This window comes from Halomonas sp. TD01 (genome assembly GCF_923868895.1).
Taxonomy (GTDB): domain Bacteria; phylum Pseudomonadota; class Gammaproteobacteria; order Pseudomonadales; family Halomonadaceae; genus Vreelandella.
In genome coordinates this window covers 1,732,618-1,754,961 of record NZ_OV350343.1, presented here as the reverse complement: position 1 = coordinate 1,754,961, position 22,344 = coordinate 1,732,618, and the positions used below count along the sequence as shown (strand labels likewise).

Annotated in this window: 20 protein-coding genes; 14 read left to right on the top strand and 6 right to left on the bottom strand. The window is 53.1% G+C overall.

The features are described 5' to 3' along the window. Positions 1 to 18: 18 nt before the first annotated feature. Together L1X57_RS08110 and L1X57_RS08105 are read right to left on the bottom strand one after the other, a co-directional pair. Entirely contained in the window at positions 19 to 1,215 is a 1,197-nt protein-coding gene (locus tag L1X57_RS08110; protein WP_009722845.1) for a GGDEF domain-containing protein, read from the bottom strand. Positions 1,216 to 1,489: 274 nt separating this feature from the next. After that, the gene (locus L1X57_RS08105) at positions 1,490 to 2,242 is read right to left on the bottom strand and encodes a DeoR/GlpR family DNA-binding transcription regulator (RefSeq protein ID WP_009722846.1); all 753 of its coding nucleotides are present in this window, start codon (positions 2,240 to 2,242) and stop codon (positions 1,490 to 1,492) included. Between the two features lie 148 nt (positions 2,243 to 2,390). On the opposite strand from L1X57_RS08105, the gene L1X57_RS08100 reads away from it, so the two are divergent. Genes L1X57_RS08100 through L1X57_RS08080 form a run of 5 tightly spaced genes read left to right on the top strand, consistent with a single transcriptional unit; the run spans position 2,391 to position 7,656 of the window. Beyond that, positions 2,391 to 3,371 carry an ABC transporter substrate-binding protein gene (locus L1X57_RS08100; protein ID WP_009722847.1) on the top strand — a complete coding sequence of 327 codons (981 nt, stop codon included), beginning with the start codon at positions 2,391 to 2,393 and terminating at the stop codon, positions 3,369 to 3,371. Between the two features lie 2 nt (positions 3,372 to 3,373). Next, positions 3,374 to 5,074: an ABC transporter permease gene (locus tag L1X57_RS08095; RefSeq protein WP_009722848.1), complete on the top strand. Its 1,701-nt coding sequence runs from the start codon at positions 3,374 to 3,376 to the stop codon at positions 5,072 to 5,074. Further along, positions 5,062 to 6,120 carry an ABC transporter ATP-binding protein gene (locus L1X57_RS08090; protein WP_009722849.1) on the top strand — a complete coding sequence of 353 codons (1,059 nt, stop codon included), beginning with the start codon at positions 5,062 to 5,064 and terminating at the stop codon, positions 6,118 to 6,120. The genes L1X57_RS08095 and L1X57_RS08090 overlap by 13 nt, the downstream gene beginning before the upstream one ends. Continuing rightward, positions 6,117 to 7,199, top strand: a complete 1,083-nt coding sequence (locus tag L1X57_RS08085; RefSeq protein ID WP_009722850.1) for an MBL fold metallo-hydrolase — start codon at positions 6,117 to 6,119, stop codon at positions 7,197 to 7,199. Before L1X57_RS08090 ends, L1X57_RS08085 begins: the two co-directional genes overlap by 4 nt. A 10-nt stretch (positions 7,200 to 7,209) precedes the next feature. Further along, entirely contained in the window at positions 7,210 to 7,656 is a 447-nt protein-coding gene (locus L1X57_RS08080) for a phosphatase domain-containing protein (protein ID WP_009722851.1), read from the top strand. Here L1X57_RS08080 and L1X57_RS08075 read toward each other — a convergent pair. Beyond that, entirely contained in the window at positions 7,622 to 8,191 is a 570-nt protein-coding gene (locus L1X57_RS08075; protein WP_009722852.1) for a PadR family transcriptional regulator, read from the bottom strand. The genes L1X57_RS08080 and L1X57_RS08075 overlap by 35 nt on opposite strands. Positions 8,192 to 8,311: 120 nt before the next feature. On the opposite strand from L1X57_RS08075, the gene L1X57_RS08070 reads away from it, so the two are divergent. Then, positions 8,312 to 8,680 carry a DUF2306 domain-containing protein gene (locus tag L1X57_RS08070; RefSeq protein ID WP_009722853.1) on the top strand — a complete coding sequence of 123 codons (369 nt, stop codon included), beginning with the start codon at positions 8,312 to 8,314 and terminating at the stop codon, positions 8,678 to 8,680. Positions 8,681 to 8,750: 70 nt separating this feature from the next. On the opposite strand, the gene L1X57_RS08065 is transcribed toward L1X57_RS08070, so the two are convergent. After that, positions 8,751 to 10,346 carry a solute:sodium symporter family transporter gene (locus L1X57_RS08065; RefSeq protein WP_009722854.1) on the bottom strand — a complete coding sequence of 532 codons (1,596 nt, stop codon included), beginning with the start codon at positions 10,344 to 10,346 and terminating at the stop codon, positions 8,751 to 8,753. A gap of 480 nt (positions 10,347 to 10,826) precedes the next feature. On the opposite strand from L1X57_RS08065, the gene L1X57_RS08060 reads away from it, so the two are divergent. From L1X57_RS08060 to L1X57_RS08025, 8 genes are read left to right on the top strand one after another with little or no spacing between them, the layout of a single operon-like run. Further along, the gene (locus L1X57_RS08060; protein WP_009722855.1) at positions 10,827 to 12,854 is read left to right on the top strand and encodes a methyl-accepting chemotaxis protein; all 2,028 of its coding nucleotides are present in this window, start codon (positions 10,827 to 10,829) and stop codon (positions 12,852 to 12,854) included. 10 nt (positions 12,855 to 12,864) lie between these two features. Further along, positions 12,865 to 13,932 (top strand): chemotaxis-specific protein-glutamate methyltransferase CheB, encoded by a 1,068-nt coding sequence (cheB, locus tag L1X57_RS08055; RefSeq protein ID WP_039868974.1) that lies wholly within the window; start codon positions 12,865 to 12,867, stop codon positions 13,930 to 13,932. After that, positions 13,929 to 15,281: a CheR family methyltransferase gene (locus tag L1X57_RS08050; RefSeq protein WP_009722857.1), complete on the top strand. Its 1,353-nt coding sequence runs from the start codon at positions 13,929 to 13,931 to the stop codon at positions 15,279 to 15,281. The genes cheB and L1X57_RS08050 overlap by 4 nt, the downstream gene beginning before the upstream one ends. Then, entirely contained in the window at positions 15,281 to 17,422 is a 2,142-nt protein-coding gene (locus tag L1X57_RS08045; protein ID WP_009722858.1) for a hybrid sensor histidine kinase/response regulator, read from the top strand. Before L1X57_RS08050 ends, L1X57_RS08045 begins: the two co-directional genes overlap by 1 nt. Positions 17,423 to 17,447: 25 nt before the next feature. Then, positions 17,448 to 17,804, top strand: coding sequence for a response regulator (locus L1X57_RS08040; protein WP_009722859.1), 357 nt, complete (start codon positions 17,448 to 17,450; stop codon positions 17,802 to 17,804). Between the two features lie 54 nt (positions 17,805 to 17,858). After that, complete coding sequence (locus tag L1X57_RS08035; RefSeq protein WP_009722860.1) at positions 17,859 to 19,628, top strand: diguanylate cyclase; 1,770 nt, start codon at positions 17,859 to 17,861, stop codon at positions 19,626 to 19,628. Beyond that, a complete protein-coding gene (locus L1X57_RS08030) occupies positions 19,625 to 20,212 on the top strand; it encodes a chemotaxis protein CheW (protein WP_009722861.1) in 588 nt (195 codons plus the stop codon). Before L1X57_RS08035 ends, L1X57_RS08030 begins: the two co-directional genes overlap by 4 nt. A gap of 4 nt (positions 20,213 to 20,216) precedes the next feature. Continuing rightward, positions 20,217 to 20,633, top strand: a complete 417-nt coding sequence (locus L1X57_RS08025; RefSeq protein ID WP_009722862.1) for a hypothetical protein — start codon at positions 20,217 to 20,219, stop codon at positions 20,631 to 20,633. On the opposite strand, the gene L1X57_RS08020 is transcribed toward L1X57_RS08025, so the two are convergent. Then, a complete protein-coding gene (locus L1X57_RS08020; protein ID WP_234668008.1) occupies positions 20,616 to 21,821 on the bottom strand; it encodes a molybdopterin molybdotransferase MoeA in 1,206 nt (401 codons plus the stop codon). The two genes, L1X57_RS08025 and L1X57_RS08020, sit on opposite strands and share 18 nt — an antisense overlap. Further along, positions 21,814 to 22,335 carry a molybdenum cofactor biosynthesis protein B gene (gene moaB, locus L1X57_RS08015; protein ID WP_009722864.1) on the bottom strand — a complete coding sequence of 174 codons (522 nt, stop codon included), beginning with the start codon at positions 22,333 to 22,335 and terminating at the stop codon, positions 21,814 to 21,816. The genes L1X57_RS08020 and moaB overlap by 8 nt, the downstream gene beginning before the upstream one ends. Positions 22,336 to 22,344: the final 9 nt, after the last annotated feature.

Sequence of the window (22,344 nt, the reverse complement as noted above, 5' to 3'; positions counted from 1 at the left end):
TATTAATACTGTTATTAGTCACTCGACATTCGCCATCCAAACGCAGTTACGGCCTCGCCGTTTAGCTTCATACAGTGCTGCATCAGAATGGGCCAAAAAATCGTCTGGCGTGAAACGCTTTGTCGGGCGTAGCAGTGCCGCACCTATGCTGACAGTTACAAGACGCTGCTCATGACAACCCTCATTAGGGATATATAACGCTTCAATGCTATGCCGGATGCGCTCCGCCGCTTGCCTGACTGCTTGTAGCGTTGCATTAGGCATCAGCACCACAAATTCCTCGCCCCCAAAGCGCACTACCAAATCGGAATCACGGCTATTGGCCTGTATGGTGGTCGCCACTTGGCGTAGGCACTGATCACCTTGTAGGTGACCATAATAATCGTTGTAGGCTTTAAAGAAATCGATATCGATTACCATAAGGCCCAAAAAATTATGTTTATCAATAGCTTCCTGCCATCTTAACGGAAAAAGCGTATCAAACTGACGCCGATTGGCGATATTGGTTAATGGGTCTGTAACCGACAGTCGAGATAGCTTCCGATTGTCTTCTAAATAATAGCCAGACCATATTTTTTCTTTTAAAACAAGAAGGTATGCCGTCCTCTCGCTTCGCTCAAGACGGTAATTAGCAAATAGTGTAAACAGCGCTTTAGCAACGATAGAAAACATCGCCAATCGCTTTGCTTCTTGTGGCATGGGGTCATAGTCCACAATAAACACCAGCATTATCAAAACACCAATGCCGGATGACACACAGGCATAGCTAAAACGAAGCGGATAAATAATATTTCCCACTACCAAAATAAGACCAAAAGAAAAAACATCTAAATAAGAATAAGGCTCTGTTGAGGTTGAAAAAATCAAACATGAAACCAACATGGCAACCACAATTGTCGTCGCCATTAATGTTTCACGTATGGCTGGGGCAACACCACGATAAACCCACCACAGAATCGTCAAACCAATAGGCAGCATCACGCCTATTCTTAACTGCACCGCCGTAACAAAAGAGTCAGGCCGAAAGCTATAATCATTGATGAGAAACAAACTATAAATAGAGGCGGCTATCAGGCCTGCCACAACCATGTTGCGGCTACGGTGTTGCTGAGTATCAGCTTCGAAACGCGACTCAACCTCATCTGTAAACTTCAATCGCCAAGGGCTTTTTTCCAGCTCTTCATCCACGGCCGTAAGCAGCGCATCATTAATCATCCCTTGCCCCTCTACCGCTTGAGAGATTTTCTTTTGATTGCATCACCATGAAAAATCGAGGTTACCACCTCCACGCTTAAACAGTGTGCCACACTACCGTTTAGTTAATAGCAAACTTCTTTCAGTTTTAAACAAAACCCTATGTTACTGATACTTCAAGAACAATGACTAATGGATCTGATACCGCTAATAACTTATATAACAATTCGCTTCCATTTATATGTCTACTTTAACCAGCTAAAAAACCGGTCATGATATTTAAGAGGCATCATCATTAGCTTAAAAATCTCACCCCGCGGGCTGCCAAAGGGCTGCGCAGCCTATCGGGGAGCGGGCTATCAGTAATCACCGCATGGTAATCAGCAAGCTGACCGGCGGCACAGCGCAGCGGCAGGTCGAATTTGGTTTTATCCAGCACCAGGATACGGTATGCAGCGTGTGATAGCAGCGCTTCGCGAGCCATGACCTCGTCATCATTGTAGTCATATAAATGGCCATGACTGTCCATACCGCCCACTGAGACGATGCCGACATCCACTCGATAGCGCTGAAAGAAGCGCCAGGCATCGCCGCCAATCACATCTTGATCTCGGCGTCGTACCCGCCCACCTGCCACCACCAGCTCACACTCCAAGGTGCACAATTTGATGAGTGCATGCAGGTTATTGGTCATAATCTGCAAACCTTGTTTGTCACGCAAGGCATCAGCCAACTGTTCTACCGTGGTACCCGTGCCTAAAAATAGCGATTGGTGATGCTGAATCAGTGAAGCGGCTTGGCGGGCAATCTGGCGCTTACCCGCTTGATTAACGATTTGGCGCTGATCGTAGCCAATATTTTCCTGATCAGGAAATGGCAACACTTCCCCGTGGCGCCGCAATACCAGCCCTTGCTCCGCTAAAACACGAACATCCCCACGCAATGTTTGTACCGACACATCAAACTGGCTAGCCAGCGACTCCAGAGGCTGGCGACCTTGCTGACGAACCTGCGCCAACACGGCACGACGGCGCTCGTTTAAGCCCATTATTTTCTTCACGTTGACGACCAATTAAGTAACGAAAGCTATTTTTTGACAGGCGAAAGCCTATCGCCATCAAACGAAAGCGTAGTGTCACGATGTTGTAAGCCGATGACAGTAGTGTGATCAGTGTTCACCTACTGGAGGTTTTATCATGTTGAAGCGCTCACTCTGCACTGCCGTTACACTTGCAAGCTTTGCTCTATCGTCGTCGCTGCTGGCTGATGACAAATTGGTGCTCTATACCAGCCAGCCCAATAGCGACGCCCAGCAAACCGTGGATGCCTTTCAGGCTGCCTATCCCGAGATTGATGTGGAGTGGGTTCGCGATGGCACTACTCGTCTGATGACTCGCCTACGCTCAGAGCTTTCCGCTGGTGTCAGTAACCCAGACGTACTGTTAATTGCTGACAGCATGACCATGACCTCGCTCAAGCAAGAGGGCCATTTGCAGGCTTACCTCAGCCCAGAGCGGGAGGCTTATGACGAGGCGCTATACGATCCGGAAGGCTACTTCTACGGCACCAAACTGATCACCACGGGGATTGTGTATAACACCGCTGCCGAGCATCAGCCGCAGCGTTGGCAAGATCTGACGGGGCCTGACTATGAAGACCTTGTAACAATGCCAAGCCCGCTCTATTCAGGCGCAGCGCTTATTCATATGGCAGCGCTGAGCGACCACCCCGATCTTGGAATGGGCTACTACGAGGCACTGCAAGCTAATCGTGCAGAAGCTCAGGGCGGTAATGGCGGCGTGTTCAATGCCGTTGCCTCAGGCACGAAGCCCTACGGCATCGTGGTGGATTTCCTACCGATTCGCGAGGCAGCCAAAGGCTCTCCGGTTGAGTTTGTCTTCCCCGAAGAGGGCGTTAGCGCGGTCACTGAGCCCGTCGCAATTATGCAGGGCGCCAACAACCTGGACGCAGCACAGAAGTTTGTTGATTTCGTGCTTTCCCAACAAGGCCAAGAACTCGTTAGTCAGCAAGGTTACCTACCCGCCCACCCTGCCGCTACGCCGCCTGAAGGCTTTCCCGCCCGTGATGCTATCCAGCTAATGCCGATCAATATTGAGCAAGCATTGGAGCAGGAAGAAACGTTGAAGCAGCGCTTTAGCGACCTGTTTGGCGGCTAACCATGACACCGTCGCTTAACGTTGGCAGCCAGCACCGCTGGCTGCTCAGCCTAATCACACTCACGGTGGTGTTGTTAAGCCTTGCACCCAGCATACGGCTACTGGTAGAGGCACTTAGTGACCTTGGCCAAGGAAGTGAATCACCGCTGTGGAAAGTGCTCAACGCGGCGAGTACTTGGCGAGCGTTGTGGCACAGTGTGTATACCTCAGGACTTGGCATGCTGATTGCCTTGATGCTGGGTAGCCTGTTCGCCTTCGTGATTACCCTGACCGATATCCGTGGCAAAGCGTGGTTAGTGTTCTGCTTTATGCTACCGATGATGATTCCCCCCCAAGTGACGGCGCTGAGCTGGCTACAGCTGTTCGGCCCCGCCAGCCCGTTGCTGAAAAGCATTGGTATGGCTCCGCCGCTGGGTAGCCCTCAGCCGCTCTACTCGGCGGAAGGCATTGCTCTGTTGTTGGGGATTCAAAGCGCACCGCTGGTCTTTTTAGCGCTGCGCACCTCTCTGATCTCGCTACCCCGCGAGCTTATCGAAGCTGCCCGCATCAGCGGCGCGCGCCAGGCCCAAGTCTGGGGGCAGATTATTTTGCCAGTCACTCGGCACGGTTTAATTGCCGGGGCGGCGATGGCGTTTATTTCTAGCCTGGGCAACTTCGGCATTCCTGCCATGCTGGGGATTCCAACGGGCTACTACGTCTTACCTACTTTGATTTACCAGCGCATGGCTAGCTTTGGCACCGGCGTGCTGGCAGAAATGGCGGCGCTCTCGTTATTGATTGGTGTACTGGCTCTGGCGGGGGTTGCCCTTCAACAATACTGGATGAATCGTAGCCGCTTTGGCTTAGGCGGCCATAGTGGTCGCTCTCATGACTTTACCCTAGGCCGCTTTCGGCCAGCGGTGACGACCGTGCTAGTCAGCGTTTTACTGGTGATTCTCGTCGCACCACTTGCGGCGCTGGTGGTCAGCTCGTTGGTGCCCGCCATGGGGGTTCCCCTTAGCTTCGATAGCGTGACATTAAACGCCTATCACGAAGTGATTGGCCGCCAAGGCGCCACTTGGCGCGCTGTGCGCAATAGCCTATGGCTGGCAGGCGGTGCCGCGCTGGTGCTTATGCTGTGCAGCCTGCCGCTGGCGTATCGCTTGCAGCGGCTGCCTCCGCGCCTCCAACAGCTCACGCTCAGCGCTATTGAACTGCCCTACGCACTACCTGGTGTGGTGCTGGCGATCGCCTGCATTTTGCTGTTCGTACGCCCTTTGCCGCTGATCAACGTAGCGCTCTACGGCACGCTCGGGCTGATCTTTGTGGCCTATCTGGCGCGCTTTTTAGTGGTATGCCTCAAACCCGTTAGCGCCAGCCTGGCCCAGCTTGCCCCCTCCTTAGAAGAAGCCGCACAACTGGCGGGGGCAGGCCCATGGCGACGGCTAACCACGATCGTACTGCCGCTGATTGCACCATCGCTATTTGCCGGGGGACTATTGGTCTTCCTGCTGGCGGTGAACGAGCTGACGGTATCGGCACTGCTTTGGAGCGCTGGCAACGAAACGCTGGGCGTATTGATTTTTAACCTTGATGAGGGCGGTGAAAGCGTGCTGGCATCGGCGGTATCGGTACTGGTGGTCCTAATGGTCGCCACACTGATGCTGTCGCTCAGCCTGCTCGCCCCTCGTTTACCCAAAGGAGTCGTGCCATGGCAGGGCTAACGATTCAACAGGTTACCAAACAGTTTGGCGACCACCGCGCGGTCAATGACCTCTCGCTAGAGATTGAACCGGGGGAGTTTGTGGCACTACTGGGCCCCAGCGGCTGCGGTAAAACCACCATGCTGCGCATGCTGGCGGGATTCGAGAACGTCAGTGGCGGCGAAATACGCCTGAACGATACGCTGCTAGCCAGCTGCCAGCACCATGTGCCACCAGAACAGCGCAACATGGCCATGGTCTTTCAGTCGTACGCGCTCTGGCCGCATATGAACGTGGCCGATAACGTCGGTTACCCACTCAAACTGCGCCGCATTCAGGGCAGTGAGTACCAGCGCCGAGTTGACCATGCCCTGGCACAAGTAGCCCTAGAGCCCTATGCACAGCGTTCGCCCCAGGAGCTTAGCGGTGGCCAACGCCAACGGGTCGCGCTAGCCCGCTGCCTAGTGACTGACCCTGCAGTTGTGTTGTTGGATGAACCGCTGGCCAATCTAGACCGTAACCTGCGTGCGTCCATGGAACACAGCTTTGTAGATTTCCACCGCCGCACCCGAGCGACGATGGTGTACGTTACCCACGATCAAAGCGAAGCCATGGCGATGGCTGACCGTATTGCCGTGATGCGCGACGGCAAACTGGTGCAGTGGGCAACTCCCGAAATGCTTTATCGCGAACCGCGCAGCGAATGGGTGGCAAGCTTTATCGGCCAAGGTAGCCAGTTGGCTATTGCCAACGGCGCACCGGGACAGCGGTTGACAGAAAGTGTCCTAATGCAAGGGATGGCAGCAGCGCAAAACACCCGCTCTCAGTCCACACTTCAGCCCGTATTGGTGCGCCCTGAGCATATTCGCGTAGATGCCCAAGCCCCCAACGAACACGATCTCACCGGGCGCGTCGAGCGGCTGACGTTTCGTGGTGAACGCTATGAGTTGCACCTGCGCTTACCCAACGGCGAAGCGTTGCTGGCTTACCATCACCGCGCGCTTGAGGAAGGTCAGCAAGTCGCTCTGCGGTTATTGGAAGGCTGGTGCCTGGAGCCCGACCAATGAGCGCCCATATTCAAATCTTAAGCGGGCTGGGCGATAAAGGCCCCGCGGCTATCGTGGTCGAAACTAACGGCAAGCGACTACTGCTGGACGCAGGTGGTGCACTGCACCCTGGAGAGTCCATTACTTGGGCAGGCGATTTAGACGTAGATGCGATTCTGGTTAGCCACGACCATATTGACCATATCGGCGGCATTTCAGAACTGCCCGATACCATCCCGCTCTACTGCACGCCCTTAGTCGCGAACGCATTGCCTAAACACCGCGCTTGGCAGCCTTTGCCAGCACGCGGATGCCTAACGGTAGAAGGTATCAAGGTGACCACCGGCCAGGCAGGGCACTCGCTGGGTGGCGTTTGGCTGCATCTGGATGTGGGTGGCGGCATTTTCTACAGCGGTGATGCCTGTTTTGAATCCTGTTTGTTTCCCTTTGATACGCCGCCAACTGCCCGCACCGCGCTATTGGATGCCTCCTACGGCAACTACGACCAGCCCCAGGAAAGCTGTTTGCAGGCTATTCGTCTGCAGCTTGACCAGCCGTTAGTATTACCGGTGCCTGAAACGGGGCGCGCCCTGGAAATGGCGCTGTGGCTGTCGGAAGAGGCCGACCGCCGTCAGCTCCCTTTCGCCATTGACCCGATTATTCGCGATAACCTCGCCGCACTGCTAGCACTGCCAAGCGACTTACGCCGCCCAGGTCTCGACAGTGCGATTAACGCACTACTAGAACGGCAGAATGCTTCGCAGCCAGTGCTGCAGTTGGTCAGTGATCGCAATGATACGCCCGACCAATGGCCCAATTACCAACTACTGCACACCGGTTACTTAACGCCTGAACGTCAAGCCCAGCTTGCCGCATGCGAGGTGCGTTGTCAGCGCTGGAACGTGCACCTGCGTGCATCCCATCTGGTAGCGCTTGCCGACCAGCTAGGCGCCACTCAGGTAGTCCCGCTATTTACCCCACTCACTGGACACTGCTTAAGCGAATGGCATCAACGCCTGGGGCAGCGGCTGTGTACCCACCGCACCCTAGAGGCTCTTCCGCATCAGGCCACGCGCCCCACCGCCCATTTAACTTTTTAGGAAATTAACGATGTCCGCAGTGATTGTTGATGTTGACGGCACGCTTGCCGAATTCCACCCCACCGATGTACACGAATGGGTTCTTGGCCCCGCCAAGCAGTGGGATCCTTTTTTTGCCCATATGGCCGAAGCGCCGGTGATCGACGCGGTGGCCAAGCTGGTTAAGATCCTAAAGGCCCAAGGCCAGCAGATCGTGATTTGCAGCGGCCGCCCGGATAGCCACCGTGCGCATACCCAGCGCTGGTTAGAGCGTCACACCATTCCCTTCGATGCCATGTATCTGCGCCCGCAAGGCGATGATCATGTAGATGATGAAGAGGTGAAGGCCGCGCTACTCAACCAAATGCGTAGTGACGGCTTTGTGCCTTGGCTGGTGCTGGATGACCGTGACGCGGTAGTCGCCCAATGGCGCGCGCTCGGACTTACTTGCCTACAGTGCGCGCCGGGAGACTTTTAACTAACTTGTGAGGCGTGTTCAGACGCTCTTCCACCCAGACAAGCCAAGTGTGAGTCAAGCGCTGACCTAGCTGCAACGTATACAGCGGCGCACGCTCAGCGTCAGTTAATTGTTCTGGCGCTGAGAACCACATCGTTTCAATGGTCTTATACATAGCTAGCCGTTGTTCAAGCTCCTGCTTTAAAGTCTGAAACTCTTTTTCACGCGCTTCTTCCGGCCATACTTCCCACGCAAAAAATTTCGCAAAAAGAGGTGAACGGACAGGTGCGTGATCGAGCGGCTCCGACAGCCAAGCATGAAGCTCATTAATACCCAGCTCGGTAATCGAGTAGATCTTTTTATCAGGCCGATCTTGCTGCGCGATTGACTCGCATCTCACTAAATCAGCGTTCCGCATCTTGTCTAGCTCTCTGTAGACCTGCTGATGGCTGGCATGCCATACATGGGCCATGCCTGCCTTGAAACGCTGGAGCACGTCATAACCACTGCCCGGCTCACGCCTAAGTGTTACCAGCAACACTCCCCGAAGTGACATATCGCCCTCTCCTTTTTATATGCACATAGTTGCATAATAAATGACCTTTTGACTAAACTATACCTATGCATCTAGTTGCATATAAGCCGCTATTCACAACCTATAAGAAAGAGATTTGGCATGCTTACCCTACACATCACCTCTTCGTTTCTCGCCCTCGCGTTAGGCGCAGGCATACTGTTGCTAGCCAAAGGAACCCGCCAACATAAATACGCTGGCCGTGTTTGGGTTCTAGCCATGGTAAGTTCAGCCATCAGCTCCTTTTGGCTAGGAGGAGGCGTTCTGCCCGTATTTGGTCAACTAGGCCCTATTCACTTGCTATCGGTATGGATACTGTGGGCAGTATGCCAAGCGATTCGCACCGCACGCCGACAGGAAATCACTCACCACCGTGAATGGATTCGCGGGGCTTACATAGGTCTCGTGGTGGCATTTGTAGGAACATTGCTACCTGGTCGTTGGGTTTCAACGCAGCTAGGATTGTGGTGAAAATGCGCTGTAAACACTGACGCCCCGCTAAGCGGGGCGTCAGGCAATATCTGCGTTGTGTTAGCAGTGGTCAGCCTGCGAACGAGGCGTACATAATCACCACCAATACCACGAGTACAATCCCGGTCGGTACGGCGCCTTTCCAAGGGGTGAGATCGACATCACCCGAGTCTTCTTGCACCCAGGCGGTGGCGCGGGGGCGCAGCTTACCAATGATCAGCATTACGGCAACCAACAGTACGAACACAGCGGCGACAAAGTGGAACTCATGCATCACCATCGGCAGCTTGTTAAACGGCGGAACGAAATAGCCTGCGGCGATCAGCAAACAGCCACCTACCAGCGCTACTTTAGCTGCCATTGGAGGCACGCGCTTAGTCAAAAGCCCCACCAGGACAACCGCTAAAATAGGGATAAAGTAAATCGCGTTCATCTTCTGCAGGTAGCCAAACAGGCTGTCTTGACCTGCTAACAGTGGCGCAATAATCATGGTCGTTACGGCCATGATCCAGCCAAATACTTTGCCGGATTTTACGACCTCTTCTTCAGTGGCGTCTTTTTTAAGCACGCCTTTATAAATACCCAAGCTGAAAATCGTGGTAGTGCTATTTAGCGCCGAGTTAAATGAGGAGAGAATCGCCCCCACCATCACCGCAGCAAAAAAGCCTGTTAGGTACGGCGGCAACACGTTGAATACCAAGTGGCCATACGCTTCGTCCGCGCGAACACCTTGATCGGCGTAAAGGTGGTAAGCAATGATCCCCGGCAACACCAGATAGAGCGGGCCTAAAAGTTTAAAGAAACCGGTCAACAATACGCCTTTCTGGCCTTCTGCGAGGTTCTTAGCTGCAAAGGTACGCTGAATAATCTGCTGGTTCGTCGTCCAGTAAAATAAATGCAGCAACAGAACGCCAGTGAAAATAGTTGAGAATGGCACCTGCTGATCAGGGCCACCCATTGAGTTAAATTTACTCGGGTCGCTCTCTTTCAGAATGCTCCAGCCTTCCATGACACCACTGCCATTGCTCACTGCCTGAAGACCGAAATAAACAATAACAAAACCGCCGATTAGTAGTCCCACCCCATTCAACGTGTCCGATACCGCTACTGTGCGCAGGCCGCCAAATAGCGCGTACACTGCGCCAATTAAACCGACTGCCCATACCGTGGCCCACAGCAGCACCGTGCTCGACTCAATGCCGGTCAGACCCTGGAGGTCTAACATGCCCTGTAAACCGATAGCCCCTGAATAGAGGATAATGGGCAACAGCACGACGGCATAAGCAATCAAGAAAATAACGTTGGCAATCAGTTGAGTGCCGTTATCAAAACGTATTGCTAACAGCTGTGGGAGCGTCGCGATACCGCTTTTAAGAAAGCGCGGTAGGAAAAACAGTGCCAATGCAACCAAGGCAATAACCGCGATCACCTCCCAGGCCATGACACTTAGGCCATCGGTAAACGCTGAACCGTTTAGCCCTACCATCTGCTCGGTAGAGAGGTTAGTCATCAGCATTGAGGCTGCAATCAGCGGAAAGGTTAACGTCCTGCCGGCTAGAAAATAGCCACTTGTACTGCGGTGATCATCTCTGCGCGTAATGCGCCACGTAACAAAGGCCACTAGGCCGGTAAAAAAGATAAACGATGCCAGCGTTAGGGCATGCATGGGAAGGTCCTTGGGAATAGTCGCTTATCGACAGGCGACGCAGTGAATGTAGGTAAAATTACCAATATGCGCGGGCATTCTAAGGAGATGAAACGATTCAACTATTATTCTTTAGTAGCAACAAAGAATAAAAGAGGCGTTTTTTTACTACTTTAGCGCTCTTTTTACAAGGCACTAATGAAGTTGGTCACTACAGTAGGCAAGGCTAAGCCACACAGGCGACGCTACACAGTCAGTGCCACAGTGGCATTGCTTCGGCGACCGCTCTTAACGATTGAAATCATCGAATAGCGCAGCACCTTCGCCACATTATTTGCCTATCGTAGGGTATAGCGTTAATGAGAAAACTGGACAGCCTTCATAAAAGCCGCTGAAATCGTCCTATGATATGTGACTAGTAACGTTTTTTAACGCTAAGCAGCCAGCGTTAACACTTCCCTACTTACTAGCGTCAACGGTTAATTTGGAGCGGAAACGATAATGATAGCGCGTTGGAAATCCTTGCCATTACGGTTACGACTGTTTATCTCGTTTGGAACGGTATTGGCACTGGCTATGTTGCTAGCGCTCTATCTACAGGCCCGCTCACATAGTCAGGCGCGCCTGGAAAACTTGCTTAACGAAGAGCTGCCTACTCAAGTAGAGGGCCTTGCCACCCGGCTAACGCTTAGGTTGAGCCCAGCGCTAGCATTGTCGGAAAGCCTAGCCGACAGCTATTTCATTGAGCAGTGGGTGCGCGACGGGCTGCCAGATACCGATCAGCCGGACATAATGCGCTACTTGTCTCGTTTGATGGCACAGCTCGACACCGAACTGTTGTTTATCGCTGCTCAATATCAAGGACGCGGTTACTACTTTCAGTACCGCGATGGAGAGTTCCTGGAGCGTACGCTGCAAGCCCCTGGCGGCGATGATGACTGGTACTATCAATTTACCGATAGCGATGCTGCTTATAACCTAAACCTAGACAGCGATACGTTTTCACCAGAAGAAGCGTTTGTCTTTTTAAATTTCCGTAGCAGTGAACAAGCACTCAATGGCCGCCCACTTATTGTTGCTGGCGCGGGTTTAGATCTTTCTCGACTAGCGCAGCTAATTGAAGACTTCCGACTAGGCGAAACCGGCCGCGCCGCGTTACTAAATGCGGAAGGTGAGCTGCTTATCCGCAGCGATGAAACATCACTTGCAGCACTGCAGAGCCAAGAGACAAGCGGCCTGCCGCAAGGCGAGCATGAACTTCATGTGCGCGAGATCCAACGCGATAACCAAACCCTTTTAGTCTCTACCCGTTGGTTACCCGAATTGCAGCGTTATTTGATGATTGAAGTCTCCAAAGAGGAATATTTAAGCTCTATCAGAGAGCGCTTCTTGGCATCTACCGGCATCGGGCTGCTGATTCTTTTGGTTGGGCTCATTATTTTATATCCACTTACCGGCAGCTTGATTCGTCCACTGACCCGTCTTCAACGCCAGCTCAAAGAGATCACCAACAGCCTTGATCTGTCACGCCGTGTAGCCACCGATGATCAGGCCGAAATTGGCGATTTAGCGAATCAGACCAACGAACTGTTAGCGCGCTTGTCTCGTACCATTATGGCGGTTTCCAACAATGCACTGGCACTGACTCAAGTGGCAGATCGCTTAGCGCAAACGGCGGGGTTATCGGGCATTCAAGGCGGTGACATCAGTCATGAAGCGAACCAGACAATGGCCGCCGCCGTAGAAGAAATGGCCTCGTCAGTGGCTGAAATCACCTCAACCATGGAGGAGCTTTCAACTTCATCTACACAAATCGCTGACCACTCGCAATCCGTGGTAGAAGTCGCTAATCAAACGCTGGAGCGCAGCCGTAAAGGCAGCACAGCGATGCAGCTGCTACAGTCAAAAATGCAGGATATTCGCAGCGACAGCGAGCAGAGCTTGGCAGAAATCATGGCTCTGGGCGCTAAGTCTAAACAAATCAGCAAGGTCATGGAGCTGATTAACACCCTCGCTGCACAAACCAAACTGATTGCTTTTAACGCGGCACTAGAAGCATCAAGTGCGGGCGAGTCAGGGCGCCGTTTTTCCGTTGTTGCAAACGAAATACGTCGTTTGGCGGATAGCGTTACTGACTCAACCCAAGAGATAGAAGGTCACACGGAAGATATTCAAAACGCGATTAACCGTTTAGTTGTCGCCTCTGAAAAGGGGGCGTCTTCGATAGAGAAAGGCGTTGAGGTCAGTATTAATACTGCCCAAGACCTGGATGCACTACTCAAAGCGGCTAGCCAAACCAGTAGCGCAGCACAGCAAATATCACTTTCGACCCAGCAACAGAAAACTGCCAGCAATCAGGTAGTTATTGCTCTACGGGATATCGATACGGCCAGCTCGCGCAATGCACAGTCAGTGCGTAGTATTACCGAGATCAGCCAGGATATGATCAACATGTCAGCAGAGTTAAATGCACTGGTGCAGGAATTTACTCTGGCTCAACAGGATGCAAACCACCAACGCCCTTCGTGAGGATGCCGCGATGAGTGCAATTCGGGTAGTGATGGCGGACGACAGCCAACTAGCACGCGATGTGCTGCGCGACATCCTCACCCGCGATGGTGACATTGAGATTGTTGGTGAAGCCAGCAACGGGCGCGAAGCGGTGGAACTTGCCCGCCGCTTATCGCCGCAGTTGATCACGATGGATCTGAATATGCCGGTAATGGACGGTCTCAGCGCCATTGAAGAAATCATGCATACCAAAGGGGTTCCGATCCTGGTGGTAAGCGACCGTTCTGACGCCGAAACAGCCTACCGTGCACTCGATGTTGGCGCGCTAGAGGTGATGCAGAAACCGACCATTGATGATGAAGACGCACAACGACTACTCGAGCGTGTTCGACTTCTTTCAGGAGTGGCCGTTATTACCCGCCTACGGCGCCGATCAACCTCCGCCATGCCTGTAGCGTCGGTAAACGCACCACCTGTTTATCACCACACTATGCCGAAAGCTTTCCAGCGCATCATCGCTATTGCTTGTTCAACCGGTGGGCCGCAGGCGCTCGCCCATTTACTCAGCAAGCTGCCGGCCAACTTTCCTGCCCCCGTGGTGATTGCTCAGCATATCAGCCATGGCTTCATCGAAGGCATGGCGCACTGGTTGACATCGCTATGTTCGATGCCGGTTCGCGTTGCTCAACATGGCGAGCCGCTCAAGCCGAGCTGTATTTATCTATCGCCATCGGAAAGCAATCTACATGTCACGCCATACCACCGCCTCCAGCTACAGCAAAGCCCAGATAATTCACTTTATCACCCCAGTTGTGATGCGCTGTTAACGAGCGTTGCTGATGTTTATGGCCCGGAGGCTATTGGGGTCATTTTAACGGGCATGGGCCGTGACGGCGTTAATGGCATGCGCGCTATTCACTTATCAGGAGGCAATACCTTTGCCCAAAACGAAGCCAGCTCGGTTATTTATGGCATGAACCAGGAAGCGGTTAGTGCCGGTGTTATCCAGCATGTTATTTCCCTTGATGAGCTACCTGAAAGACTCATTCGTGAGACCAGTGGGCAGCAGTTGTCTAGCTGGACGAAACCGCTATGAGTTCGCTGACTCCGTTCAAGAACTTGGTGCATCGCCGCTGCGGTTTGCACTTAGAGGGGCTCGCTGAAGCCCGCCTCGTAAAAGCAATTGAGGCACTTCAAACAGAAACCAACGTGACCAACACGCCGTCACTCATTGCGCAATTAGAGCAAAACGAAGCGATGTTTGATCGCTTTATTAGTCAGTTAACGGTGAACGAAACCTACTTTTACCGGGAGCCTGAGGCACTCCATTGGTTAGCCGATACGCACCTTCCCCAGCGGTTAGCTGAAAAAGGGGCGCCACTGACTATTTTCAGCGCAGGGTGTTCTTCGGGTGAAGAACCTTACAGTGTCGCTATTGCGCTGTTTGAGCGCTATGGTGAGCGTGCCAAGCAACTCTTTCATATTACCGGTGGAGACGTTGATCAGCAGGTACTTAGTAAAGCCCAAAAAGGCATTTACAGCGGCATGTCGTTTCGAGCACTCAACCCTGCGCTTAAACGCCGCTATTTTCACCCAGAGGGTCGACGCTTCAAGATAGATGATGCGCTTCGCCACTGGGTATCCTTTTGCTCGTTCAACGTATTACAGCCAGAAGCTGACAAAATTGGCCCCTTTGACGTTATCCTATTTCGTAACGTATCGATCTATTTTGACGAAACGACCCGCCGCGATATACAGCGCCACCTGAAACAACTACTAGTGCCACACGGAGTTTTAATGTGTGGTGTCACGGAAACATTAGGCAACGACCTGGGCGTTTTGGAACTACAGCAGGCTCAGGGGGTGTTCTTCTTCCAAGAAAGCACGCTGCCCAGTGCCTTACCTGCCAATGATGAGCCACCTTATCGCAACGATCCGTTGCCAGACCCAACGGTGTTGTCAGAGACGCCTCCACAACCACCTGAAAACGACCCCGAGCATAAGCCGATGGCATTCTTTAATGAGGCTTTGCAGGAGGCACATCATTTACTGAACCAGAATGCATTTTCAGAAGCAGCCGCGTTACTTTCTAACCTTTTAGCACAGCAGCCCTGGAGTGTGGATGCCTTACTACTGGCTGGTTTAGTCGCTCGTTGGCAGCAGAACTTTGCTGACGCCTACGACTACTTTAAGCGAGCTATTTATGTTGCCCCAGAGTGCTGGCCAGCTCATTTTTTTCAAGCAGAGCTTTTCCGACTAGGCGAACTCAACGATGCCCCCACACAACGACAGCGCGGCTACGCGGCGGTTATTCGCCTACTGGGCGCCTCCAAACAGGCCAATGGTGGGTTGAGTGTCATTGCGCCGCCTATTCCACCGGGGGATGCCTACTTCCTGGCAACTCGCTACCTTAGTGCGCAAGCAACGACACAGGGAGTGGGTTAATGGCACTGGATATTAAACGCTTTATTCAGCGCTTTATTGAAGAAGCGTCAGACCACTTGCCACGGCTGAGGGAGGGTATTGAGGCGCTCGAGCAAGGCGATGCTCATCAAGAACGTATCAATGAGTTATTCCGTACTGCCCATACGCTAAAAGGCTCTTCGCGTATGTTGAAGCTGGCGCCTATTACGGCGATCGCCCACAGCACAGAAGAACTGCTAAGCGCACTACGCGATGGGACACAAACCGCCTCGCCTGACGTCACGAGCCTTCTTAATCAGGCTACGGACGCGCTGTCTGATCTGGTTAGCCGACTTACCCAGGGCGTTTCTCCTGCAGAGCTACCCGAGGCCGACAACCAGCTTTGCCAAGCCTTGGAAAACGCCGCTGCAGGAAAGCTGTCACCCATTTCCTCCACTACTCCTGAAACAGCATCACCCGAAAACGATAACACCGATAACGTAACCCCAGACATTTCACCGCTTGCAGCGAAAAGCCCTGCTCTTCCGGCGCAAGAACTGCGCTTAACCGACACGGTACGAGTGCGCCTTGATCGCTTGGATGACGTTATTCGCCTGATGGGGGAGGTGCTATCGGGGCATCACCATCTGCACTCCCTGGTAGAGCAGGCTCGGAGTCTCGGCGTATCGTTACCCAAAGATCAGCAGGCGCCCTTTAACGCCTTTAGCCGCGAGTTGAAGGACAGCGTTCTTTCCCACGACGGTCTAATGAGTGATCTTCATGACCGAGCTCTGCAGATGCGTATGCTGCCGTTGAGCGTGGTGTTTGATCCCTTATCCCAAATGGCCAGAGACCTTGCCCATTCGCTAGGCAAACAGGTCAATTGCCGTGTTCACGGCAGTGAGATTGAGCTTGACCGACAGATGATAGATCGCCTGTCGGATCCGCTAATACATTTACTGCGAAATGCGTTAGATCACGGCCTGGAAACACCCGATGAACGTGAGGCGGCAGGCAAGCCTACGCGAGGGCAGTTATCGTTAGAGGCATGGCAAGACGGCAGCTGGGTCGTCATTGAAATGCGCGATGACGGCGCGGGTATTTCCCTAGAAGCGGTACGGAACAAGGCGCGCTCCAAGCAACTGCTCAGCGAAGAGCAGTTGCTTACCCTAACCGAACAGGAAACCTTAGAGCTTATTTTCCTGCCCGGCTTCTCAACCAAACCCCTGATTACCGACTTTTCCGGCCGAGGCGTGGGGATGGATGTCGTCAAACGAACGGTCATTGACGAGCTCAACGGTGATTTACGTCTCACCAGTCAACCAGGCCAAGGCACCAACTTTACCTTGCGGCTACCTTTATCGCTGGCCATGATGCGCGTTTTGTTGGTTAACGTGGGCGCTGTCACGCTAGGTGTAACAGCGCCTTATGTGTCGGAACTTGTCGAGCACCCATCAACGAATTTTATCGATGCTGCTGGGCAAAAAACACTGATCCTACGTAACGAGTTTGTGCCGGTCGTTTCACTAGCGGAATTATTGGGTCTTCCCTATACGCCCTCTGATTCTGATAATTTATTGTTACTTGTCGTACATCAACGCCATCAAAAACTTGCGCTAATTATTGATACCTTGGTGGATGAACGCGATATGGTGATTAAGCCATTGCCCGCGCACTTACGCCATTTGTCGCTGGTTTCTGGCATGGTCACCCTGGGGCGCAATACGTTGGTGAGCCTATTGCACGTGCCGACGCTGCTGGAGTATTCGCGCCGCTATGCACCAAGAGTGCTAGCTAAAACGGATCAACCGCTCCAAGCGCATCGTATACTCGTTGTCGATGACTCACTGAACACCCGGGAAATTGAGAAGGATGTTTTAGAAGCTTGGGGATATCAGGTCACACTGGCAGAAAATGGCCGTGATGGCCTTAACAAGGCCCTAGCTGATTCGTTTGATGCAGTGCTCACTGACGTTGAAATGCCTGTCATGGATGGCTTTGCGCTCACCGCAAGTCTGCGAGAAAATGAGATTTATCGTTATAAGCCTATTATCATTATCACATCACGAGAAAAAGAAGCGGATCGCCGACGCGGCATTGAAGTAGGCGCTGATGCGTATATTGTCAAAGGTAGCTTTGATCAGAATAATTTGGTGGACACGCTAAAAGCTCTACTCGGCTAAGCACGCGCCATGACGGAGGTTAATCATGCAAATACTGGTCGTAGATGACGACCCGTTGGCCTGTGAAATGACAGCAACGCTGCTAGAGTTCCAGGGCTATACAACGGTCATGGCCAATGATGCCATGGAGGCTACGCAGCAGTTAGATAGCCTGGACAGCATCGGGCTTATTGTCAGCGACATGCATATGCCGCTCATCAATGGGATAGAGTTCCTAGAAATGTTGCGTGAACAAGGCGTTACCCTGCCTTTTATCTTGCTCACTGGCGACTCCCCTGACTCAACCATTATGCAGACGCCAGGCTTGAACGCCTGCCTGCAAAAAGATGCGGAGCTAGAGTCCACGTTAGGCAATGCCGTGACTCAAGCGCTCAACGGTTGAACGTGTGCCATTTGCTTTACAGCACATTGTTCGCCCACATGAACAGGTAGCCTGATGTCACCATCTGCCCCGACACTGCACGAAAAGCTGAACCTGCTGCGCCAACGCTTTATTGAACAGCTACCAGCGCGTTTACAGCAAACCGCGACAAAGTGGCAACAAAGCCGCCTGTCAGCGGAGGCAGAGTCACGCTTAGCTCCCGAATTTCATCGTTTTTTCCATAGTTTAAAAGGTACTGGTCGCTCGTTGGGTTTTGAACGAATTGCCATGTTGGCAGATCAAGGCGAAGAACTACTTAAGGCAACGCCTACTTTTGATGACCAGGTTCTTGATGACCATGCTCTTGGTGACCATGCTCTTGATGACCATGCTCTTGATGACATAGACAGCCTGATCCCTCAGCTTTTTCAGCAGCTCAAAGAAGAGATTGAGTACTTACAGTCCCAGCATGGCCAACAAACAGTGCTGGCATCACTCAACAGCGTCGAATTTTCATCAGCACCACCACAGGCACGCAGCAAACGTCAGCGGCTTATTTATCTATGTGACGATGAGCCCGACCAAGTAGGCCAGTTGCTGCATCATCTTCGCTGTTTCGGGCACGAAGTGGTCCATTTTGAAGACACCGAGTCGTTTTTTAATGCGGTTATTACCCGCCGCCCCAACGCTATCATCATGGATGTGCAGTTTCCCCAAGGTAACACCGCGGGTACTGAAACGCTGACCAGCCTGAATAAATTAACCGGTGAGCGGCTACCCTCCATCGTACTGTCGTCCTATGGCGACTTTTATTCACGGCTGAGCGCAGTTCGAGCTGGCTGCAGTGGGTACTTTACCAAGCCCATTAAGCCACTGGATTTGATGTTAGCTATCGATGAACTCACGACCCCCTTGAATGAAGAACCACTGCGCGTGTTGGTAGTCGATGATGAACCCGATGCAGCAACCTACCACTCTTTGATACTTGAAGAGGCCGGTATGATCGTTCAGCAGGTTAACCACCCTGCGGACGCGCTAAGCGCCTTAGATCGCTTTAGCCCTGATTTACTGTTGATTGATGTGTATATGCCGGTATGTTCTGGAGAAGAGTTGGCAACGATTATCCGCCAGCAATCCGCGCATATTGGCCTGCCCATTATTTACCTATCCAGCGAAACAGACAGCCAAAAGCAGCTCTCGGCCATGACGGTAGGCGTGGAAGCCTTTATTACCAAGCCGGTTACCCCTGACGAACTTGTGTCTGCGGTACGACTTCGCGCCGAGCGACTACATCTACTGCGCGCGCTGATGACCCAGGACAGCATGACAGGGCTTTATAACCATAGCACCACGACTGACCTTATCGGCAAAACACTCGCTCAGGCATACCGTGAAGGCAGCCAACATGCCATGGCTATGCTCGACATTGATCATTTTAAAACCGTCAATGATACCTACGGCCATCTGGCAGGTGATCAGGTCATTATCACGCTGGCACGGTTGCTAAAAACCCGCTTGCGCATATCCGATATCATTGGGCGCTATGGCGGTGAAGAGTTTGTAGTATTGCTAAAAGGGGTCACCGCAAAGCGCGCAGCTGAACTTATTGACGAACTGCGCCACGATTTCGAACAGGTAGATTTTCATGCTGGCGGAGAGCGTTTTCGCTGTACCTTCAGTGCGGGCATTAGCAGTTTCCCCAGCCAGCCTTCCACTGAAGCGCTACGCATAAGCGCGGACCAAGCACTTTACCTAGCTAAGCGGCATGGACGCAATCAAGTGGTGATCAGTAACGACAACGGCGCAGAACACGCTGAACCAAAACACAGTGTGAAAAAACAATGACTGATACCCATCAACAGCGTGACGCTCAGCCTATCTCTCTCGAAGAGGCATTAGCGCGCCACAGTAACGATGACACAATTATCGACGTGGACGAGCCTTGCCAGCAGTTGGTGCTATTTCGTCTCGCGGGGCAACGTTTCGCCTTGCCAGGCAGTGCGGTCAATGAAATTTTGAGCGGTGATCAACCTGTTTATTTCGTACCTGGCTTGCCCGCTTCTACGGAAGGTGTGATCCATTTACGCGGCAATATTGAGTCGGTGGTGACCCTACAAGCACTTCTCGGCCTCCCCCCTGGGGAACAAACGGGCATGCTACTAGTGGTGACCGCCGCGGGCATTCGTAGTGCCGTTCGTATCGATGTTTTAGACGACGTTTGTGACCTCCCAGTCAGCGCACTAAAACCGGCACCGGACACCCTCTCCAGCCAGTTGATGCCTTATGTAAGCGCACTCTGGCAACCTGATGTAACGCCGGAAACGCGCCACGAAGAAGAGACTAAAGGCGAATTTGTAGAAGGCAGCGCGGCCATTGCCCTGCTGGATCCAGATGCTTTATTCAACGCCTATCAACAAGGCCTAGGGTAAGCCCATGGCAATTGGCGCGCCGAATCACTCCTTAGACGCAGCGTCCCACGTTGCTTTAGTATTATTTAGTGCTGGCCATACACTCGCCGCCATCGAAGCACGCCACATCGCTGGGTTAGCGAAATCGGCCCACCTACCGCGATGCGCGAATGCAGAGTGCCTGTTACTTAACGCGCCATTGTTGAGCGTAGCACCTACCCACTGGCTCACCCTTCAGGATGCCAAAGGCGCTTGGCAGTTAGGTGTTACTGGCGACGTCGTCTTAGCTCACACACCAATAACGGAACTGTTTCCGTTACCTTCTTTAGTTGCCTCACGACACGTAAGCCCCGCCCTGCGAGGCTTGACGTTGGCCAACCAAACGGTGCGCTTGTTATTTGATGGAGCAGCGCTTAACCCAGCGCTAGCGCTGCAACCATAGACAGCGAACCAGTGCACCTTTCTCTACCTGCTGGTGTGGATCAATCACCGCTAACGCGTCTGCATTAATACAGGATGACAGCACACCAGAATTTTGGTCTTCAAACGCATCAGCAATAATGCCCGCTTCGCTAAAACGTAGCGCAACACGCATGTAGTGCTGGCGTGGGCCAGTCTGAGTAGTGAAGTTAGCGGAGGCCGTCAACGTAGGTAAGGCGTTCAACGCCGGACAACCCAGTAACGCGCCCATTAACGGTCGTAAAAACAACCAAGCACCCACAAAGCCAGAAACGGGGTTACCCGGCAGTCCTACAAAACGCGCCTCGCTGCCATCTTCGCGCGGCAAACGGCCCAGCGCTAGCGGCTTACCTGGGCGAATAGCCAGCTTCCACATATCTAATTGGCCTAGCGATTCCAGCGCGGCTTTGACGTGGTCTTCTTCGCCCACGCTAACGCCACCGGTACTGACAACGACATCAGCGTCGGATGCGGCTTGGGTTAATAGCCTAACCGTTTGGGCATAATCGTCAGGCACACTGACCCGTTGCACCACCTCAGCGCCAAAGTTTTCCAGCAGCCGCTTGAGCATCGGCCGGTTCGAGTTATAGAGCTGGCCGGGCTTTAACGGCGTACCTGGATCAATGATCTCATCGCCAGTCGACAGTAGCGCTATCCGAGGGCGACGGCGCACGCTAACGTGGGTAACCCCTTGACCGGCCAAATGCCCTAACGCAGCTGCTTCCAAGCATTCACCAGCCGCTAAAAGTAAATCTCCACGGCATACATCACGCCCCTGGCGGCGCACATTGTCACCCACTGGAATGTCCGCAGGTATCAACGCACGCTCACCACTGGCCTCAACGCGCTCCTGCATCACGACGCAATCAGCCCCCTTAGGGATCTCACCGCCGGTAAAAATACGCGCGCAGCAGCCTTCCTCCAACGGCACTGCAGGGCTACCTGCCGCAATACGTTGGCTGATAGGCAGCCACTTGCCCGCATCACTGGCACGCAGGGCATAGCCATCCATCGCGCTATTATCAAACGGCGGGACGTCCAGCTGTGCGGTAACGGCTTCGGCCAGCACACGCCCAGCAGCAGCCTCAAGCGGTATACACTCTGCACCGAGATGAGTGACGTCTGCCAGTAGTGCTTCAAGCGCGGTACTTATCGGCTGCAGCTCAGCCATGCTGCCCCCGGCCTGGGATGACCAGGTTGGCGAAATTACAAGGCTTATGACGGCTATCCAACTGCTCAGCTAAAATGCCGTCCCACCCCGTGCGGCAGGCACCGGTTGAACCCGGCAGGCAGAACACCACGGTGGCATTGGCAAAGCCACCTAACGCACGGCTTTGTATGGTCGAGCTACCAATCTCATCGCCGCTCAGTTGGCGAAAGCGCTCGCCAAACCCTTCAATGCGCTTATCCAGCAGCACCGAGATAGCCTCTGGTGTTGAGTCACGCCCGGTAAAGCCGGTACCGCCCGTGGTAATCACCACCTGTACGTTTGTGTCGGCAATCCACTGGGCAACTACCGCACGAATTTGATAGACGTCATCCGGCACGATGCGTTTCTCTCCCAGGGTGTGTCCTGCTTCGGTTAAACGCTCCACCAGCGCTTGACCGGAGCGGTCGGTCTCATCCGTGCGTGTATCAGAGACCGTAAGCACAGCAACTTTAAGAGGTACCATTGGCTCACTCATCAACGTCAT

Coding starts and splice junctions, on each gene's coding strand:
- L1X57_RS08110 (WP_009722845.1), bottom strand. CDS start 1,215: ATGATTAATGATGCGCTGCTTACGGCCGTGGATGAAGAGCTGGAAAAA.
- L1X57_RS08105 (WP_009722846.1), bottom strand. CDS start 2,242: ATGGGCTTAAACGAGCGCCGTCGTGCCGTGTTGGCGCAGGTTCGTCAG.
- L1X57_RS08100 (WP_009722847.1), top strand. CDS start 2,391: ATGTTGAAGCGCTCACTCTGCACTGCCGTTACACTTGCAAGCTTTGCT.
- L1X57_RS08095 (WP_009722848.1), top strand. CDS start 3,374: ATGACACCGTCGCTTAACGTTGGCAGCCAGCACCGCTGGCTGCTCAGC.
- L1X57_RS08090 (WP_009722849.1), top strand. CDS start 5,062: ATGGCAGGGCTAACGATTCAACAGGTTACCAAACAGTTTGGCGACCAC.
- L1X57_RS08085 (WP_009722850.1), top strand. CDS start 6,117: ATGAGCGCCCATATTCAAATCTTAAGCGGGCTGGGCGATAAAGGCCCC.
- L1X57_RS08080 (WP_009722851.1), top strand. CDS start 7,210: ATGTCCGCAGTGATTGTTGATGTTGACGGCACGCTTGCCGAATTCCAC.
- L1X57_RS08075 (WP_009722852.1), bottom strand. CDS start 8,191: ATGTCACTTCGGGGAGTGTTGCTGGTAACACTTAGGCGTGAGCCGGGC.
- L1X57_RS08070 (WP_009722853.1), top strand. CDS start 8,312: ATGCTTACCCTACACATCACCTCTTCGTTTCTCGCCCTCGCGTTAGGC.
- L1X57_RS08065 (WP_009722854.1), bottom strand. CDS start 10,346: ATGCATGCCCTAACGCTGGCATCGTTTATCTTTTTTACCGGCCTAGTG.
- L1X57_RS08060 (WP_009722855.1), top strand. CDS start 10,827: ATGATAGCGCGTTGGAAATCCTTGCCATTACGGTTACGACTGTTTATC.
- cheB (WP_039868974.1), top strand. CDS start 12,865: ATGAGTGCAATTCGGGTAGTGATGGCGGACGACAGCCAACTAGCACGC.
- L1X57_RS08050 (WP_009722857.1), top strand. CDS start 13,929: ATGAGTTCGCTGACTCCGTTCAAGAACTTGGTGCATCGCCGCTGCGGT.
- L1X57_RS08045 (WP_009722858.1), top strand. CDS start 15,281: ATGGCACTGGATATTAAACGCTTTATTCAGCGCTTTATTGAAGAAGCG.
- L1X57_RS08040 (WP_009722859.1), top strand. CDS start 17,448: ATGCAAATACTGGTCGTAGATGACGACCCGTTGGCCTGTGAAATGACA.
- L1X57_RS08035 (WP_009722860.1), top strand. CDS start 17,859: ATGTCACCATCTGCCCCGACACTGCACGAAAAGCTGAACCTGCTGCGC.
- L1X57_RS08030 (WP_009722861.1), top strand. CDS start 19,625: ATGACTGATACCCATCAACAGCGTGACGCTCAGCCTATCTCTCTCGAA.
- L1X57_RS08025 (WP_009722862.1), top strand. CDS start 20,217: ATGGCAATTGGCGCGCCGAATCACTCCTTAGACGCAGCGTCCCACGTT.
- L1X57_RS08020 (WP_234668008.1), bottom strand. CDS start 21,821: ATGGCTGAGCTGCAGCCGATAAGTACCGCGCTTGAAGCACTACTGGCA.
- moaB (WP_009722864.1), bottom strand. CDS start 22,335: ATGAGTGAGCCAATGGTACCTCTTAAAGTTGCTGTGCTTACGGTCTCT.